Below are 15,256 nucleotides of genomic sequence, written 5' to 3' on the forward strand. Positions count from 1 at the left end.
CAGCGGTACCGGCCGGCGTGCTCGCGGCAGCGGTACCGGCCGGCGTGCTCGCGGCAGCGGTACCGGCCGGCGTGCTCGCGGCGGCGGTACCGGCCGGTGTGACGGCGGCGGCGAGGCGGTCGGCGGTCAGGTCGTACCGGCGCAGCAGCAGCACGACCGGGCCGACCAGCAGCGCGGGCAGCACGGTGAAGCCGAGCAGCACACCGAGCCGGGCGGTGTCGGACTGCGCCGCCGCCGAACCGGTCGTCGAGGAGGCGTACCCGGTGAGCTGGAGGACCAGGCCGTAGATGCCCGGACCGAGGGCCAGCCCGAAGGTCTCGCCGGCCGTCCACACCCCGGTGAACACGCCGGCCTGCCGGCGTCCGGTCCGCGCGGTGTCCCAGGCGATGCAGTCCGGCAGCATGGCCAGCGCGAAGACCTGCTGCCCGGCGTACCCGCAGCCGATCACCGCGACCAGCAGGTACACCCCGACGGCCGGCAGGACCGGCGCGGCGACCAGGGCCGCCGCGCCGACCGCGAAGATCACCGAGGCGGCGACCAGCCCGGCGCGCTTGCCCGACCGGCGGCCCACCCGGGTCCAGACCGGCATGACCAGCAGCGCGGGGCCGACGAAGCAGGCGAACAGCACGGTCGGACCGGTCCGTGGGTCGGCCAGGATGTGCTCGGCGAAGTAGTTGACCCCGGCCAGCACGGTGGCCACCCCGGCCGACTGCACCACGAAACAGACCAGCAGCGCCCGGAACGGCCGGTTGCGGGCGGCGACGGCGAGCTGCGCGCGCAGGCTCGGCTCGCTCTCCCCCACCTCGCCGGCCGGCGCGGTCCGGGTGCCGAGGAACGCGCCGAGCGTGCCGACCACGATCAGGCCGGCGACGAAGAGGCCCATCCAGCGGTGCCCGGCCAGCCCGTCGCCGCCCACCGTCACCACCAGCGGCGCGACCGCCCCGGCGACCAGGATGGCCACCGCCAGTACGGCGATCCGCCAGCTCATCAGCCGGGTCCGCTCGGTGTAGTCGCCGGTCAGCTCGGCCGGCATCGCCACGTACGGCACCTGGAAGAACGCGAACGCGGTCGCGGTGGCCAGGAAGGCGAACGCCACGTACGCCCCGGCGGCCGGCCCGGCCCCGAACGGCGCGGCGAAGATCGCGGCGAACAGCACCGCCAGGGCGAGCCCACCGAAGAGGAGGTACGGCCGGCGGGCACCCCAGCGGGACCTGGTCCGGTCGGAGATCCGCCCGGCGACCGGGTTGACCAGCACGTCCCATGCTTTCGGCAGGAGCACCAGCAGGGCGGCCACGCCCGCCGCCACGCCCAGCGTGTCGGTCAGGTACGGCAGCAGCAGCAGCCCCGGCACCGTGCCGAACGCCCCGGTGACCAGCGAACCCAGGGCGTAGCCGAGGTGCACCCGACGGGGCAGCTCAGCCGGCGGCGCGTTCATGGAGCCGAATGCTACTCATGTCAGGGGTGGGGAAGGGACCCCTGCGCCCCGCCTTCCGGGCCGGGCGGGCCGATCGCCGCCCGAGCCTCCGGGTCACCTGGTCCGGTCGTCCCCCGGTGGGGACCAGTTCGCGGCGGCAATGTCGACCTTGTCGCCCCGCAACGGGGTGCCCTCGGCGCGCAGCCTGGCCCGGGCCTCCCGCTCGTGGCCGGGTGGCAGGCGGCCGGCCGCGTTGACCACCCGGTGCCACGGCACCCCGCCACCGTGCCGCGCCATGATCGATCCGACCAGTCGGGGGGAGGCCCGACCGGAGCGCTCGGCCAGCGCGTCGGCGACCGCCCCGTACGACATCACCCGCCCCGGCGGAATCCGCTCGACCAGCGCGAGCACCGCCTCCACGTACTCGTCGGGAGTCACCACACGTACCCGTCAGGAGTCACGAGCAGCCACGATATGGGAACGGCGGCGGGTGCCGGGGAGCCGACCGAGCAGAATGGGCGGGTGCGCGAAGCGGTAACGACAGCCCGGCGGGTCGTGGTGAAGATCGGCTCCTCCTCGTTGACCACCCCGACGGGTGGCCTGGACGACGACCGGGTCACCGCGCTGGTCGACGCGCTCGCCGCGTTGACCGCGCAGGGCCGTGAGGTGGTGCTGGTCTCGTCCGGGGCGATCGCCGCCGGTCTCGCCCCGCTCGGTCTGCCCCGCCGGCCGCGCGACCTGGCCACCCAGCAGGCCGCCGCGAGCGTCGGGCAGGGCCTGCTGATCGGCCGGTACGCCGCCGCCTTCGCCCGGCACGGCCGGACCGTCGGGCAGGTGCTGCTCACCGTGGACGACGTGACCCGGCGGGCGCACTACCGCAACGCGTACCGGACCCTGCGCAAGCTGCTCGACCTGCGGGCGGTGCCGATCGTCAACGAGAACGACACGGTCGCCACCGAGGAGATCCGGTTCGGTGACAACGACCGGCTGGCCGCGCTGGTGGCCGCGCTGGTCCACGCCGACCTGCTGATCCTGCTCTCCGACGTCGACGCGCTGTGGACCGGTGACCCGGCCAGCCCGGCGTCCACCCGGATCGCCGAGGTGCACGGCGAGGCCGACCTCAGCGGGGTCGAGATCGGTGGCGCGGGCCGGGCCGGGGTGGGCACCGGCGGCATGGTGACCAAGGTCGAGGCGGCCCGGATCGCCACCGGCTTCGGCATCCCGGTGGTGCTGACCGCCGCGCCGCTGGCCGCCGCCGCGCTGTCCGGCGAGCCGGTGGGCACGCTCTTCCATCCGGTACGCCAGCGGCCCACCGCGCGGCTGTTCTGGCTGGCCCACGCCACCTCGCCCCGGGGCCGGCTGCACCTGGACCCGGGCGCGGTGCAGGCGGTGGTGGGCCGCCGCAAGTCGCTGCTGCCGGCCGGGATCACCGCCGTGGACGGCGCGTTCACCGCCGGTGACCCGGTCGACCTGGTGGACGTCTCCGGCGCGCCGGTGGCCCGGGGGCTGGTCAACTACGACGCGGTGGAGCTGCCCGGTCTGCTCGGCCGGTCCACCACCGAACTCGCCGCGGCGCTCGGCCCGGCGTACGAACGTGAGGTCGTCCACCGCGACGACCTGGTGCTGCTGTAGTCACCCGGAGGAGAGATGAGCGTTTCGGAGCAGGCACGACGGGCGCGGGAGGCGGCGGGCGCGTTGGCCGTGGCGACGCGTACCGCCAAGGACGCCGCCCTGCACGCGATGGCCGACGCGCTGGTGGCGCGTACGCCGGAGATCCTGACCGCGAACGCCGCGGACCTGGCGGCCGGCGCCGAGGCCGGGCTGAGCGCGGCGATCCTGGACCGGTTGAAGCTGGACGCGGGCCGGGTGGCCGGGATCGCCGACGCGCTGCGGCAGATGGCCGCGCTGCCCGACCCGGTGGGTGAGGTGGTCCGGGGTTCGACCCTGCCGAACGGGCTGGAGCTGCGGCAGATCCGGGTGCCGTTCGGGGTGGTCGGGATCATCTACGAGGCCCGCCCCAACGTGACCGTGGACGCGGCCGGGATCTGCCTCAAGTCCGGCAACGCGGCGCTGCTGCGCGGCTCGTCGTCAGCGGCCCGGTCGAACGCGGCGCTGGTCGCGGTGCTGCGGGACGCGGTCGCCGACGCCGGGCTGCCGGCGGACGCGGTACAGCTGCTCGATGCCAGCTCCCGGGACTCGGTCAAGGAGCTGATGCGGGCCCGGGGCCTGGTCGACGTGCTGATCCCCCGGGGTGGGGCGTCGTTGATCCGGACGGTGGTCGAGGAGTCGACGGTGCCGGTGATCGAGACCGGGGTGGGCAACTGCCACGTGTACGTGGACGCCGCCGCCGACCTGGCCAAGGCGGTGGCGATCACCCTGAACGCCAAGACCCAGCGGCTGTCGACCTGCAACACGGCCGAGTCGCTGCTGGTGCACGCGGACGTGGCGGACGCGTTCCTGCCGGCGGTGCTGGCGGCGTTCGCCGGGGCCGGGGTGACCGTGCACGGTGACGCCCGGGTGGCCGGGTACTCGGACGCGGTGGTCGCGGCGACCGACGAGGACTTCGCCACCGAGTACCTGTCGGCGGACATCTCGGTCGCCGTGGTCGACTCGCTGGACGCGGCGGTGGCGCACATCCGCCGGTACGGCAGCGGCCACACCGAGGCGATCGTGACGGACTCGCAGGCGGCGGCCCGGGAGTTCGTGGCCCGGGTGGACGCGGCGGCGGTGATGGTGAACGCGTCGACCCGGTTCACCGACGGCGGGGAGTTCGGCTTCGGCGCGGAGATCGGCATCTCCACCCAGAAGCTGCACGCCCGGGGTCCGATGGGGCTGCCCGAGCTGACCAGCACGAAGTACGTGGTGACCGGGGACGGTCACCTGCGCACCTGACGCGAGCCCGGCGGGCCGGGCGGGTCGACCGGCCGGGTCGACCAGCCGGTTGACCACCCGGACGCGCCCACGGGGTGACCTCCGGGGCGGGCCAACCGTTCGGTGGATGACCGGCGGACGTAACGTGGAGGGCAGGCTGGCCGAAAAGCCAGCCTGACACGCTGGCGCAGCGTATCGGATTCCTGACATCCCGTGACGCCAGAAGATGATCATATTTACCCATGATCACCCCAACGCCCCTCATGCAACTCGTGACCGGTTACTGGTCATTCAAGACCCTCGCCGCCGCGGTCGAACTCGACCTGTTCGGCCGGCTCGCCGACGGCCGGGTGATCACCCGGGAGGAGGCTGAGAAGGAGTTCGGCCTGCCCGAACGACCGGCCGACCTGCTGCTCTCCGCCTGCGCGTCACTCGGCCTGCTGGAGAAGGACGGCCCGGGATACCGCAACAGCGAACTCTCCGAGCAGTTCCTCGTCCCGGGCCGGCCGCACTACTTCGGTGGGCAGGTGCGCTACTGCGACGAACGCACCTACCTGCCGTACCACCGGCTCGGCGAGGCGCTGCGCACCGACAAGCCGCTGACCTGGGACCCGGACACCCAGGAGTCGCTGTTCACCACCGCCGACCCGGTCATGCTGGCGATGTTCTGGGAGGCCATGTACTCGACCTCCGCCTTCACCGCCCGCGCCCTCGGCGAGGCGTACGACTTCGGTACGCACCGACGGCTGCTCGACGTCGGCGGCGGGGCCGGGGCCTTCCCGATCGAGTTGTGCCGGCGGTACCCGCACCTGCGGGCGACCGTCCTCGACCTGCCGCACGTCACCGGCAAGGCCCGGGAGAAGGCGACGGCGGCCGGGCTGGCCGACCGGATCGGCACCGCCGACGGGAACTTCCTCACCGACCCGGCCCTGCCCGGCGGGCACGACGTGATCCTGCTGAGCATGATCCTGCACGACTGGTCCGAACCGCAGAACCGGACGATCCTCGCCAAGTGCTTCGACGCCCTGCCGTCCGGCGGTGCGATCGTCATCAGCGAGCTGCTGCTCAACGACGAGCGGACCGGCCCACCGGCCGCCGCGCTGATGGGCATGACCATGCTGGTCGAGACCGAGGGCGGCCGGAACTGGTCCGGGGCCGAGTACACCGCCTGGCTGACCGACGCCGGATTCACCGACGTCCGGACGATCGCCTTCGACGCGCCCGGCGCCAACGGCGCGGTGATCGCCCGCCGCCCCTGACCGCCGACGGGGTGTGCGCCCACACCTGACCGCCGACCGGGCGGGGCAGCCGCTCACCCCCACCGCCGACCGGGCGGGGTGCGCGCCCGCACACCTGACCGCCGAGTGCGGTCGGGCGCGCCCGGTCAGCGGAAGGCGCGGATCACCGCGAGGGTGGTGTGCACGTCGAACTGGTGGCCGTCGTCGCTGTCCCAACCACCGTCACTGCGCTGGGTGGCGGCGAGTCGACGGCGGGCGGCCACCAGCGTCCACTCCGCGGCCGGCAGACCCACCCGGCACAGCGTCGCGGCCAGCCAGGCCACGTCGGCCGGGGACATCTCCGCCATCCGTTCGTCGAGCACCGCCCGGATCCGGGCCGCCTCGTCGTACGCCCGCATCAGGTGCAGGACGGCGGCGCTGAGCCAGCCCACCGGCAGGAACGACGGCCAGGTGCCGTCCGGGTTGAGCTGCCCGGTCAACACCCGGGCGGCGGCCTGCACCACCCCGGCGTACGCCCCGCCGACCCGGTGGTCGAGCGGACCGGCCGGGCGGGCGTCCGGGCCGGCGACGCTGAGCCAGAAGGCGGCGTTGGCGGTGAGGTACAGCCGTGCCTCCGGGTCGCCGGGCCGGGCCCAGACCGGGGCGGTGTCGGCCAGCGCCGGGTCCTCCTCCCAGCTGCCGTCGCGCGACTGGCGGGAGGCCAGCCAGTCCAGCGCCCGGCGGGCCGCCGGCCGGCCGAGCGCGCCCAGGTCGTCCAACTCGGCGAGGCGGAAACAGGTCGCGTCGACCGACGCCACGTCGCCCGCCCAGACCGCCGGCCAGCCACCGTCGGGGGCCTGCCCCACCTCGGCCGTGGCGAGCGTCTCCGGCGGGGGCGGCGTGCCGGCGCGCAGCCAGGTCAGCCGGGCCCGCTCCACCGCGTCACCGTGCGCCACGACGAAGCCGATGGCACCATCGAGATCGACCACGGCCACGACGCTACCGACGGCCGACCGGCTGCGCCTCGGTAGCTCGGCCGGGATCATCCCAGCTCACGGTGGTACGCCGGGGCCGCCGGCACATGTTAGGGGCCGCAACCGTACGGCTGCGGCCCCTGATCGTCGACTCAGTCGACTCAATCGACCCGGTCGGCTCCGGCGGCCCGGTCGACTCAGCCGGTTCGGTCGGCTCCGGCGACTCAGTACGTGGGCAGCGACGGGTCGATCTGCTTCACCCAGGAGAGCACCCCGCCCTGGACGTGCACCGCGTCCCGGAACCCGGCCGCCTTCAGCGCGGCGAGCGCCTCCGCGGACCGTACCCCGGACTTGCAGTGCAGCACGATCTGCCGGTCCTGCGGGAACTGCGCCAGCGCCGCCCCGGACAGGATCTCGCCCTTGGGGATCAGGGTGGCCCCGGGGATGCGGACGATCTCGTACTCGGCCGGTTCCCGGACGTCGACCAGGAAGATGTCCTTCCCGGCGTCCTGCCAGTCCTTCAGCTCGGTGGCGGTGATGGTGGCGTCGACCACCGCCTCCTGCGCCTCGACCGAGACCGCGCCGCAGAAGTCCTCGTAGTCCTCCAGTAGGTCGGTGACGGTCGGGTTCTCGCCGCAGAGGGCGCAGTTCGGGTCCTTCCGCACCTTGATCTTGCGGTACTCCATCTCCAGGGCGTCGTAGACCATCAGCCGGCCGACCAGCGGCTCACCGATCCCGGTGAGCAGCTTGATCGCCTCGTTGACCTGGATCGACCCGATCGACGCGCAGAGCACGCCGAGCACGCCGCCCTCGGCGCAGGACGGGACCATGCCGGGCGGCGGGGGCTCCGGGTAGAGGCAGCGGTAGCAGGGACCGTGCTCGGCCCAGAACACCGACGCCTGGCCGTCGAACCGGTAGATCGACCCCCAGACGTACGGCTTGCCGAGCAGCACCGCCGCGTCGTTGACCATGTACCGGGTGGCGAAGTTGTCCGTCCCGTCCACGATCAGGTCGTACTGGGAGAAGATCTCCCGGACGTTCTCCCGGTCCAGCGCGGTGTTGTGGATCTCGATGCTGACCAGCGGGTTGATCTCACGGACGGTGGCCGCCGCGGACTCGGCCTTGGACCGGCCGACGTCGGACTGGCCGTGGATGATCTGCCGCTGGAGGTTGGACTCGTCGACCGTGTCGAAGTCGATGATGCCGAGCGTGCCCACCCCCGCCGCGGCCAGGTACATCAGCGCGGGCGAGCCGAGACCACCGGCACCCACACAGAGCACCCGGGCGTTCTTCAGCCGCTTCTGCCCCTCCACCCCCACGTCGGGGATGATCAGGTGGCGCGAGTAGCGGCGGATCTCGTCAACGGTCAGCTCGGCGGCGGGTTCGACGAGCGGGGGCAACGACACGGTGGACTCCCCGGGATCGGCGTTGGTTGCCGCGCCATTGTTGCTCGCCCGACCGCCGGTCGGCCATGAGGAGTGACACGTAGCCCGACATCCGGGACCGGGAATAACCACCGGCCGGACGCCGCACCGCCCGGCCGGTCAGGGGATCAGGTCGCCCGCGTACCGCCGGCCGTCCAGGTAGGGCCAGGCATTGGCGACGCAGCCGACCAGGCCGTACGTCTGCTGCTGCATCACCGGAGCCGGCCGGCCCGGACCGGGGCAGCTCTCGTGCAGTTCGCCCAACTCGTGCCCGACCTCGTGGTTGATCACGTACGCCCGGTACACCGATAGCGGTGCGGCGTAGTCCGGTACCGCGGTCAGCCACCGGTCCAGGTTGATGATCACCTGTCCGGGCAGCTGACAGGAGGTGTAGCCGGCGGTGCTCAGCCCGCCCTCGGCGCACATCCGCTCCGAGGTGGCGGCGGTCGCCAGGTAGATCGTGAAGTCCGCGGGCTCCGGCCCGGCGACCCGCTGCAACCGCAGCTCACCGGAGGCGGTCCAGCTCCGGGGGTCGGCCAGCGTGCCGTCCACGGCGGCGGCGAAGGCGACCGGGTCCTGGCCGGTGGCGACCTGCACGTTGACCCGGTAGCGGCGCAGCGGGCCGCCCGTGCCCCACACCGGCGACTCTCCCGGAACGTCGACGAACCCGTCAGGCGGCACCGAGGAGGCGGTCGGCGGAGCCGGCACGCCCGGCGGAACGGCGGCGGCCGGCGGGGCGGTGGCGGGCGGCGGAACGGTGGCGGGCGATGGAACGGTGGCAGGCGGCGGGGCGGTGCTGGCAGGCAGGGCGGTATCGGTCGGCGGCACCCGCGCGGGCGGCGGCGAGGCGGCCTGCGGGGCAGGCGCGGGTGGAGCCGGCGTCGGGGTGGCCGGCGGCTGCCCCTGACCGATCAGGGCCACCCCCGCCGCCACGGCCACGGCCAGCGCCGCCACGGCGGTCGTCCCCCACCGGTCCCGGACCGCCGTCCCCCGCCGGCCCCGGACCGGCCGCGCCATCCATCCCACACCTCCACTTTCCCCGCACAACCCCCGGAAAGTGCCGGTACCGGGAAAAGCCGTCAGAGGCGGGGACCGGTGTGGCGGCGGCCGTCGAGGTAGGGCCAGGGGTTGGCGGTACAGCCCTTCAGGAAGAGGGTCTGCTGCATCATCACCGGTGCGGGCCGCCCCCGGCCGGGGCACCGCTCGTGCCGGTGCCCCAACTCGTGCCCGACCTCGTGGTTGACCACGTACGCCCGGTACACCGACAGCGCCACCCCGGCGGCGACGAAGTGCGGCACCGACGTCCGCCACCGGTCCAGGTTGAGGATCACCTTCCCGGGAGCCCGGCAGGAGGTGTACGGCCGACCACCCACCCGGATGTCCACCCCACCCGCCGCACACATCCGGCCCGCCGTCCGGGCGGTCGCCAGATAGACGGTGAAGTCGTGCGCCGCGCCGGCCGGCACCCGCTGCAACCGGAGCCGACCGCCGCCGATCCAGCTTCCCGGCGCGGCCAGCACCTGCTCCACCTCGGTACCGACGGCCCGCACGTCCTCCCCGGAGCCGTGCTCCACCGCCACCCGGTACCGCCGCAGGGTGCCCGAGCGGCCCAGCAGCGCCCCGGCCCGGTCGTCGAACCCGAAGCTGCCCCGCCCGGCGGACGGCACCGGACCCGGCATGGCCAACAGCGGCGGCGCGGGTGTGGCCGCGGACGGCGTCGGGGCCGGCGTGGGCGTGGCCGGTGACGCGACAAGCGGGGCCACCGGGGCGGCCAGCGATCCGGCGGCGGCCGGCCCGGTACTGCCTACCGGCCCAGTGCTGCCTACCGGCCCAGTGCTGCCGACCGGCCCGGTGCTGTCGACGGGCGCGGTGCCGGAGCGGGCCGGCAGCACCACCGCCGCACCAACCGCCAGCGAAACCAACGTGACCAGCGCGTACGCCAGGACCCTCCGAGACGGACGACGGGGGCGGGCGGAGGAGGGCGGGGACATCGCGCCCAGCCTGCCACGTCACTCCACGCGACGCACACCCGCCACGTCGTCGAGCAGACCCAGTACCGCACGGGCCACCGTACGCGGCAACTCCATCTGCGCCACGTGCCCGGCGTCCAGCATCAACAGTCGACTGTCCGGGATCACCCGGGCCGCCTGCGGGGCCACCCGCACGTCGACCAGCCGGTCTCGCCGACCGCCCACCACCAGCGTCGGGGCCCGTACCGCGGCGGCCTGCCGCCACAGCGACTCCGCCCCCGGCAGGTACGAACGCAGGAAACTCGACACGATCCCCCGGAAGGTACGCAGGTACGCGGCAGCATGGTGCTCCACCTCGTACCGCAGCCGGATCTCCGCCAGCGCCTCCTGCCGGCGCTGCTCGCCGATCCGGCTCAGGTCGGCGACGCAGGCCGCCATCACCTGCTCGGCCATCACCTCGGGGGCCAGCCGGGCCAGCCGCCAGGCGACCAGTCGTTCGCCCCGGGGGATCACCAGCACCGGCAGCATCCGACCCTGCAACGACCGGCGGGCGTCCAGGAACGGCAGGGCCGGCGAGATCAACGTCAGGGTGCGGACCAGCTCCGGACGCAGCGCCGCCACCCGCACCGCCACCGCACCGCCCAGCGAGTTGCCGAACAGGTGCACCGGCCCCCGGTCGGAGTGCTCGATCCAGCGGACCACCAGGTCGGCGAACGCCGGGACGGTGTACCGGCGGGCCGGCTCGCTGAGCCCGAAACCGGGCAGGTCGATGGCCTGCCCGGCGAGGCGGCCCGCGAGCAGGCCGGCCAGGTCGGTCCAGTTCTGCGCCGAACCGGCCAGGCCGTGCAGGTACAACGCCGGTTCCGCGTCCCCGCTGGTGGCCGGAGTGTCCCGGACGTGGACCAGCGAGCCGTCGAGGCGTACCAGCCGACCGGGCCACGGGGGCGGCAGCAGGTCGGCCGGCAGGACGTCGTCCGACCCGAGGATCGCGCGCTTCATGCCTCCAGTCTGCCCGCAGCCGGTCAGGTCAGCAGCGCTTCCAATCGTCGGTTGACCGCCGCCAGGGTGGCCCGGACCACGGCCTGCCGGGGATCGTTGCCGGAGACCAGGGCCGACCCGGCGAGCTGCTCGACCCAGCCGTCGCAGACCAGCAGGACCACCACGGTGGCGACCTCGCAGGTACCGAACGGCACCACGGCCGCGTGCTCGACGAAGCACCGGCCACGACCGGCCGCGGCGACCCGCAGCAGCTCGTCCACGGCGGCTGCGGCGGCGACCGCGCAGAGCCGCAGGACGTACCCGTCGACGGCCGGCCCGACCGCCCGACCGGCGGCGTTGCGTTCCCCGGCCAGCAGGCGCACCTCGACGTCGGCGTCCAGCCCGAAGGTGCTCACCTGGACGTGGTCGATCACCACCCGGGGGCCGGGCGCACCGCCGGTGTCCAGCGGTCGGGACGGCGCGGTCTCCGTCGTGGTCCGCTGCCCACCCGAGTACGACGTGCCGAGCGTCACCGGGCTGCCGGTGGCCGACCCACCGAACGGCGCCCACGGGCTGCCCGGGGGCGGTGGCTGCTGCTCCTCCACGGTGGCCCGGCCACGGGGCACCGGCCCCGGCTGCCGACGTCGACGGCGTACCTCGGGTGGTACCTCGGCCCGGCGTACCTCCGACGGACCTTCGGCCCGGCCCTCCGGTGGCGGCGCGATGCGACGCCGGACCGGCGCGGTCGGCGCGGTCGGGACGTTCTGCGGCGCGGCGGCCAGCCCCATCCGTTCCTGGAGCAGCCGGGCGACGTGCCGGCTCACCTCGGCCGCGTCCGCCCCGTCGGCGAGGTCCAGCCGGAGGCTGTGCGCCCCGGCCGGGGTCTTACGCAGTTCGGCGCCGCGCACCCCGGCCACCCCCTGCACGGCGTCGAGGATCGCGTCGATGTCGAACCCCTCCGGGCGCTCCTGCGGCGGGGCTGGTTCGTCCTCCCGGCGCAGGTGGGTGGCGATGCGGGCGAGTTCGGGGGTCTGGGCGGGGGGCTCCACGGCAGGCGGCTCCGGCACGACGGGCACATCCGGCTCGGCGGGTACGCGCTGGGGCAGCACCGCTGCCGTGCCGTCCGGTCGACGGTCGGCGACAGTGGGCGGGGCCGGGGAAACCGGGTCGGGCGCGGATCGGCGGGCCGTGTACGGGGGTGCGCCCGCGGGGGCGGGCGCGGACAGGGGAAGGTCGGCGCGCTCGGCTCCGCTCGTGGCGGGCGGCGTGAGGGGACCGGCGCCGGTACGGTCCGGGTGGTGACCGGAGGGCACCTCGGCCGGTGGGGGATAGTCGGCCTCGGCGGCCTCCGGCCGGAGCCGGAAGGGCCGGACGGTACGGGTCTCCGGTCGGACGGCGGTCGGGTCGCCCGCCGGGTCAGCGGACGGTGGTACCGGTGGTGCGCCGGCAGGTGGTGCGCCGACGGACGCGAACGGCGGAGCACTGGCCGGCGCGAACTGGTCCTCCGGGTACCCGGACTGGTCTCCGGGGTACGACCGACGGGGCTCCGGTTCGTAGGAGCGCTGCCCGGGTGGCCCGGCGGGCGGAACCCGGCCTTCGGCCGACGTCGGCCCCCCGTCGGGGTACCGGCGCGGTTCAACGCTGTGCGGTTCGGTCTGCGGGGGTGCCCAGCCGGAGGGAACCTCGTCGCGGGCCCGGCCGGCACGTGAGCGACGCCCGACCGGCTCGTCGTCCTCCCAGTGCTCCACCCGGGACCGTCGACCGCGTGTCTCGCCCCCGTCGTGCGGCCGGACCCCGCCACCGTCGTGGGCCTGGCTCCCACCGCCGTCCCGGGACCGGGCGGCACCGCCCACAGCGGGCTGCGGGGCCACCCAGCCGCCGCCGGCCCAGGCGGGACGTTCCGGGTCGCCGGTCCCGGCATGACGCTCGGTGTCGGCGGCGGCCCGGGTACGGCGTTCCGCGTCCGGGGTACGCCAGCCGTGGCGGTCGGCGTCCTGGTCGGCCCGCCCCTGCCGGTCGAGGTCGGGGGCGGCCCAGTCCTGCGGGGCGTGGTCGGCCCAGCCCCGCCGCTCCGGGTCCGGTACGGCCCGGTCCTGCCGGTCGGCGTCGGCATCGGCGGCCCGCCGGCCGGCGTCGACGGCCCGGCGGTCAGCGTCGACGGCCCGACGGTCAACGTCAGCGGCCCGGCGATCGGCGTCGACGGGACGACGCTCAGCGTCAGCGGCCCGGCGATCAGCGTCGACGGGACGACGGTCAACGTCAGCGAAACGGCGGTCGGCGTCGGCCCGGGTCGGCTCGCCAGGATAGGGACCGACCGGCTCGGCCCAGGACGGCGGCGCGGACGCGGCCGGGTCCGCGGTGGCCCCGGGGCCACCGGACGACGGCCCGAACCCGACCGCTGGCTCCGGCCCGCCGGACGGCGACCCGGGACCGGTGGTCGGCTCGGGCCCGCCGGACGACCGGAACCCGGGGTCCGTGGTGCCAACCGGGGACGACGCCGGCGGCGCGGAGGCCGGTCGGCTCCCTGCGGACCACCGGTCCGGGCCGGTGCTGGCGGGCTCGTCGGAGGCGTGGCGCGCCGACCCGGCGTCAACCGGCGGCAGCGGGTGCGCGCCGGTCGGGTAGCGGGACGGCCCGGGTTCCACCACGGGATACGCGCCGGTGTGGTGGCGGACCGCCCCGCCCGGTTCGACCAGGGGCTGCGGGCCGGTGGGGTGCCGCAGCGGAGCCGGGTCCGGTGCTACGACGGGCTGATTGCCGGTCGGGTACCGCAGCGCCCCGGAGTCCCGGCCCGCGTCGCCGGACTGCTCCGCTTCGGGTGCGGGCCGCTGCGCGGGGACCACCAGGCGGCCGTGGTCGGGATCACGGGGCTCGCCGGCCGGGCCGGGTGGCGCGCTGACCGGGGCCTGCCGCCCGACGGACGCCAGGTCGGGGGGAGAGTGTCCGTTCACCCGCTGCCGGCCGTTGACCCGGGTCGGCAGCTCACCCGGCCCGACCGGTGAGCCGGTGGCACCGGGCAGCGGAGCGGGCAGGTCCCCGTGGTGGACGGACGAGGAGGCCCAGCCGTGGCCCGCGTCGACGGGACGCCACGAGCTGCGGGTCGGCTCCGCTCCGCCGTCGGCGGCACGTGACCAGCCGGCACCGGACGGCGCCCAGGCACTGGCCGAGTGAGCCAGGTCATCGTGCTGACCCGTCCCATCGTCGTGCTCTCCCGGGGTGGCGGCACCGGGTTGCCCTGTTTCATCCACCGCGCGCTCCTTGGTCGCCCCCGCTGAGGCTACCGTGTGGTGACAGTGGCGATAAGTTACAGCGGCGGGCCAATTCCGCAGTGGGGCGAGCGACCCGGCCGCTTCGGGTGGTAGGTGCCGGCCCGTACTAAGAAACTCGGAGGTTCCCATGACAGCTGTGGGGAACGGCTCACAGACGGCCGGTCGTCCCACGCGCCTGCCCAGGTCGGCGCGGCGCAAGCAGCTGCTCGCGGCGGCGCAGGAGGTGTTCGTCGCGCACGGCTACCACGCGGCGGCGATGGACGACATCGCCGAGCGGGCCGGGGTCTCCAAGCCCGTCCTGTACCAGCACTTCCCCGGGAAGCTGGAGCTCTACCTCGCCCTGCTGGACACGCACTGCGACGCGATAGTGGCAAAGGTGCACGACGCGATGCGGGAGACCAGCGACAACAAGGAGCGGGTCGAGGGGGCGGTCCGGGCGTACTTCGACTTCGTCGACCACGAGAGCGAGGCGTTCCGGCTGGTCTTCGAGTCGGACCTGCGCAACGAGCCGGCCGTACGGCAGCGGGTGGAGCGGGTCGAGCAGGGCTGCATCGCCGCGATCACGGACACCATCATCTCGGACACCGGGGTCAGCCGGGCGCACGCGGAGCTGCTGGCGTCCGGGCTGGTGGGAGCGGCGGAGACGGCCGCCCAGTTCTGGCTGGCGGGCGGCCGGCAGGTGCCGAAGGCGGAGGCCGAGGCGTTGTTGGCGGCGCTTTCCTGGCGCGGTATCGCCAGCTTCCCCCTCCAGGGGGAACCCGCGGCGGGGCCGACCCAAACCGAGTCAGCGTGACCATTGCCTCCCCGGATCGGCTAGCCTTCCCAGGGCGGCCGTTTCGCCCGGATGAGGAGGCACTGTGGAGGTCAAGATCGGCGTGCAGTACGCGCCGCGCGAGCTGGTTCTGGAGAGCGCGCAGTCGCCGGCCGAGATCGAGCGGATCGTGACCGACGCCATCGCCAAGAACGAGGGCACGCTCTCGCTGACCGACGAGAAGGGCCGGCGGGTCATCGTGCCGGTCAGCAAGGTCGCGTACGTGGAGATCGCCGAGGCGTCGCCGCGGGCGGTCGGTTTCACCGTCCGCTGATTCCGCACCGGGTCACCACGGGGCGGACGCCGATGTCCGGCTGCCGCGTGGGAG

At 74.8% G+C, this 15,256-nt stretch carries 11 protein-coding genes and 3 pseudogenes; 6 read left to right on the forward strand and 8 right to left on the reverse strand.

Features of this window, described 5'->3' with window-relative positions:
- Positions 1 to 94: 94 nt before the first annotated feature.
- Positions 95 to 1,435 (reverse strand): annotated as a pseudogene (locus PVK37_RS02865) (MFS transporter); the annotation flags it as partial.
- A gap of 93 nt (positions 1,436 to 1,528) precedes the next feature.
- Entirely contained in the window at positions 1,529 to 1,852 is a 324-nt protein-coding gene (locus tag PVK37_RS02870) for an MGMT family protein (protein ID WP_275032121.1), read from the reverse strand.
- A gap of 36 nt (positions 1,853 to 1,888) precedes the next feature.
- Between PVK37_RS02870 and proB the strand changes: the two genes are divergently transcribed.
- The 3 genes from proB (at position 1,889) to PVK37_RS02885 (ending at position 5,544) form a co-directional block, all read left to right on the forward strand.
- Entirely contained in the window at positions 1,889 to 3,046 is a 1,158-nt protein-coding gene (proB, locus tag PVK37_RS02875; RefSeq protein WP_275032122.1) for a glutamate 5-kinase, read from the forward strand.
- A gap of 15 nt (positions 3,047 to 3,061) precedes the next feature.
- Positions 3,062 to 4,306 carry a glutamate-5-semialdehyde dehydrogenase gene (locus PVK37_RS02880; protein WP_275032123.1) on the forward strand — a complete coding sequence of 415 codons (1,245 nt, stop codon included), beginning with the start codon at positions 3,062 to 3,064 and terminating at the stop codon, positions 4,304 to 4,306.
- A gap of 221 nt (positions 4,307 to 4,527) precedes the next feature.
- Positions 4,528 to 5,544: a methyltransferase gene (locus PVK37_RS02885; protein WP_275032124.1), complete on the forward strand. Its 1,017-nt coding sequence runs from the start codon at positions 4,528 to 4,530 to the stop codon at positions 5,542 to 5,544.
- Between the two features lie 125 nt (positions 5,545 to 5,669).
- On the opposite strand, the gene PVK37_RS02890 is transcribed toward PVK37_RS02885, so the two are convergent.
- From PVK37_RS02890 to PVK37_RS02915, 6 genes and pseudogenes are all read right to left on the reverse strand, one after another.
- Positions 5,670 to 6,548: a prenyltransferase/squalene oxidase repeat-containing protein gene (locus PVK37_RS02890; protein ID WP_341483415.1), complete on the reverse strand. Its 879-nt coding sequence runs from the start codon at positions 6,546 to 6,548 to the stop codon at positions 5,670 to 5,672.
- 152 nt (positions 6,549 to 6,700) lie between these two features.
- Positions 6,701 to 7,949: pseudogene (gene moeZ / locus PVK37_RS02895) on the reverse strand (adenylyltransferase/sulfurtransferase MoeZ).
- A gap of 71 nt (positions 7,950 to 8,020) precedes the next feature.
- The gene (locus PVK37_RS02900) at positions 8,021 to 8,917 is read right to left on the reverse strand and encodes a DUF3152 domain-containing protein (RefSeq protein WP_275032127.1); all 897 of its coding nucleotides are present in this window, start codon (positions 8,915 to 8,917) and stop codon (positions 8,021 to 8,023) included.
- Positions 8,918 to 8,979: 62 nt separating this feature from the next.
- Positions 8,980 to 9,579 (reverse strand): DUF3152 domain-containing protein, encoded by a 600-nt coding sequence (locus PVK37_RS02905; protein WP_275032128.1) that lies wholly within the window; start codon positions 9,577 to 9,579, stop codon positions 8,980 to 8,982.
- 330 nt (positions 9,580 to 9,909) lie between these two features.
- On the reverse strand, positions 9,910 to 10,869 hold the full coding sequence (locus tag PVK37_RS02910; RefSeq protein ID WP_275032129.1) for an alpha/beta fold hydrolase: 960 nt from the start codon (positions 10,867 to 10,869) through the stop codon (positions 9,910 to 9,912).
- A 23-nt stretch (positions 10,870 to 10,892) separates the two neighbouring features.
- Positions 10,893 to 12,275 (reverse strand): annotated as a pseudogene (locus PVK37_RS02915) (hypothetical protein); the annotation flags it as partial.
- 492 nt (positions 12,276 to 12,767) lie between these two features.
- On the opposite strand from PVK37_RS02915, the gene PVK37_RS02920 reads away from it, so the two are divergent.
- The 3 genes from PVK37_RS02920 (at position 12,768) to PVK37_RS02930 (ending at position 15,202) form a co-directional block, all read left to right on the forward strand.
- On the forward strand, positions 12,768 to 13,850 hold the full coding sequence (locus tag PVK37_RS02920; RefSeq protein ID WP_275032130.1) for a hypothetical protein: 1,083 nt from the start codon (positions 12,768 to 12,770) through the stop codon (positions 13,848 to 13,850).
- A 394-nt stretch (positions 13,851 to 14,244) separates the two neighbouring features.
- Positions 14,245 to 14,910 (forward strand): TetR/AcrR family transcriptional regulator, encoded by a 666-nt coding sequence (locus tag PVK37_RS02925; RefSeq protein WP_275032131.1) that lies wholly within the window; start codon positions 14,245 to 14,247, stop codon positions 14,908 to 14,910.
- A 64-nt stretch (positions 14,911 to 14,974) separates the two neighbouring features.
- The gene (locus tag PVK37_RS02930; RefSeq protein ID WP_275032132.1) at positions 14,975 to 15,202 is read left to right on the forward strand and encodes a DUF3107 domain-containing protein; all 228 of its coding nucleotides are present in this window, start codon (positions 14,975 to 14,977) and stop codon (positions 15,200 to 15,202) included.
- Positions 15,203 to 15,256: the final 54 nt, after the last annotated feature.

The organism is Micromonospora cathayae, assembly GCF_028993575.1.
Lineage (GTDB): Bacteria > Actinomycetota > Actinomycetes > Mycobacteriales > Micromonosporaceae > Micromonospora > Micromonospora cathayae.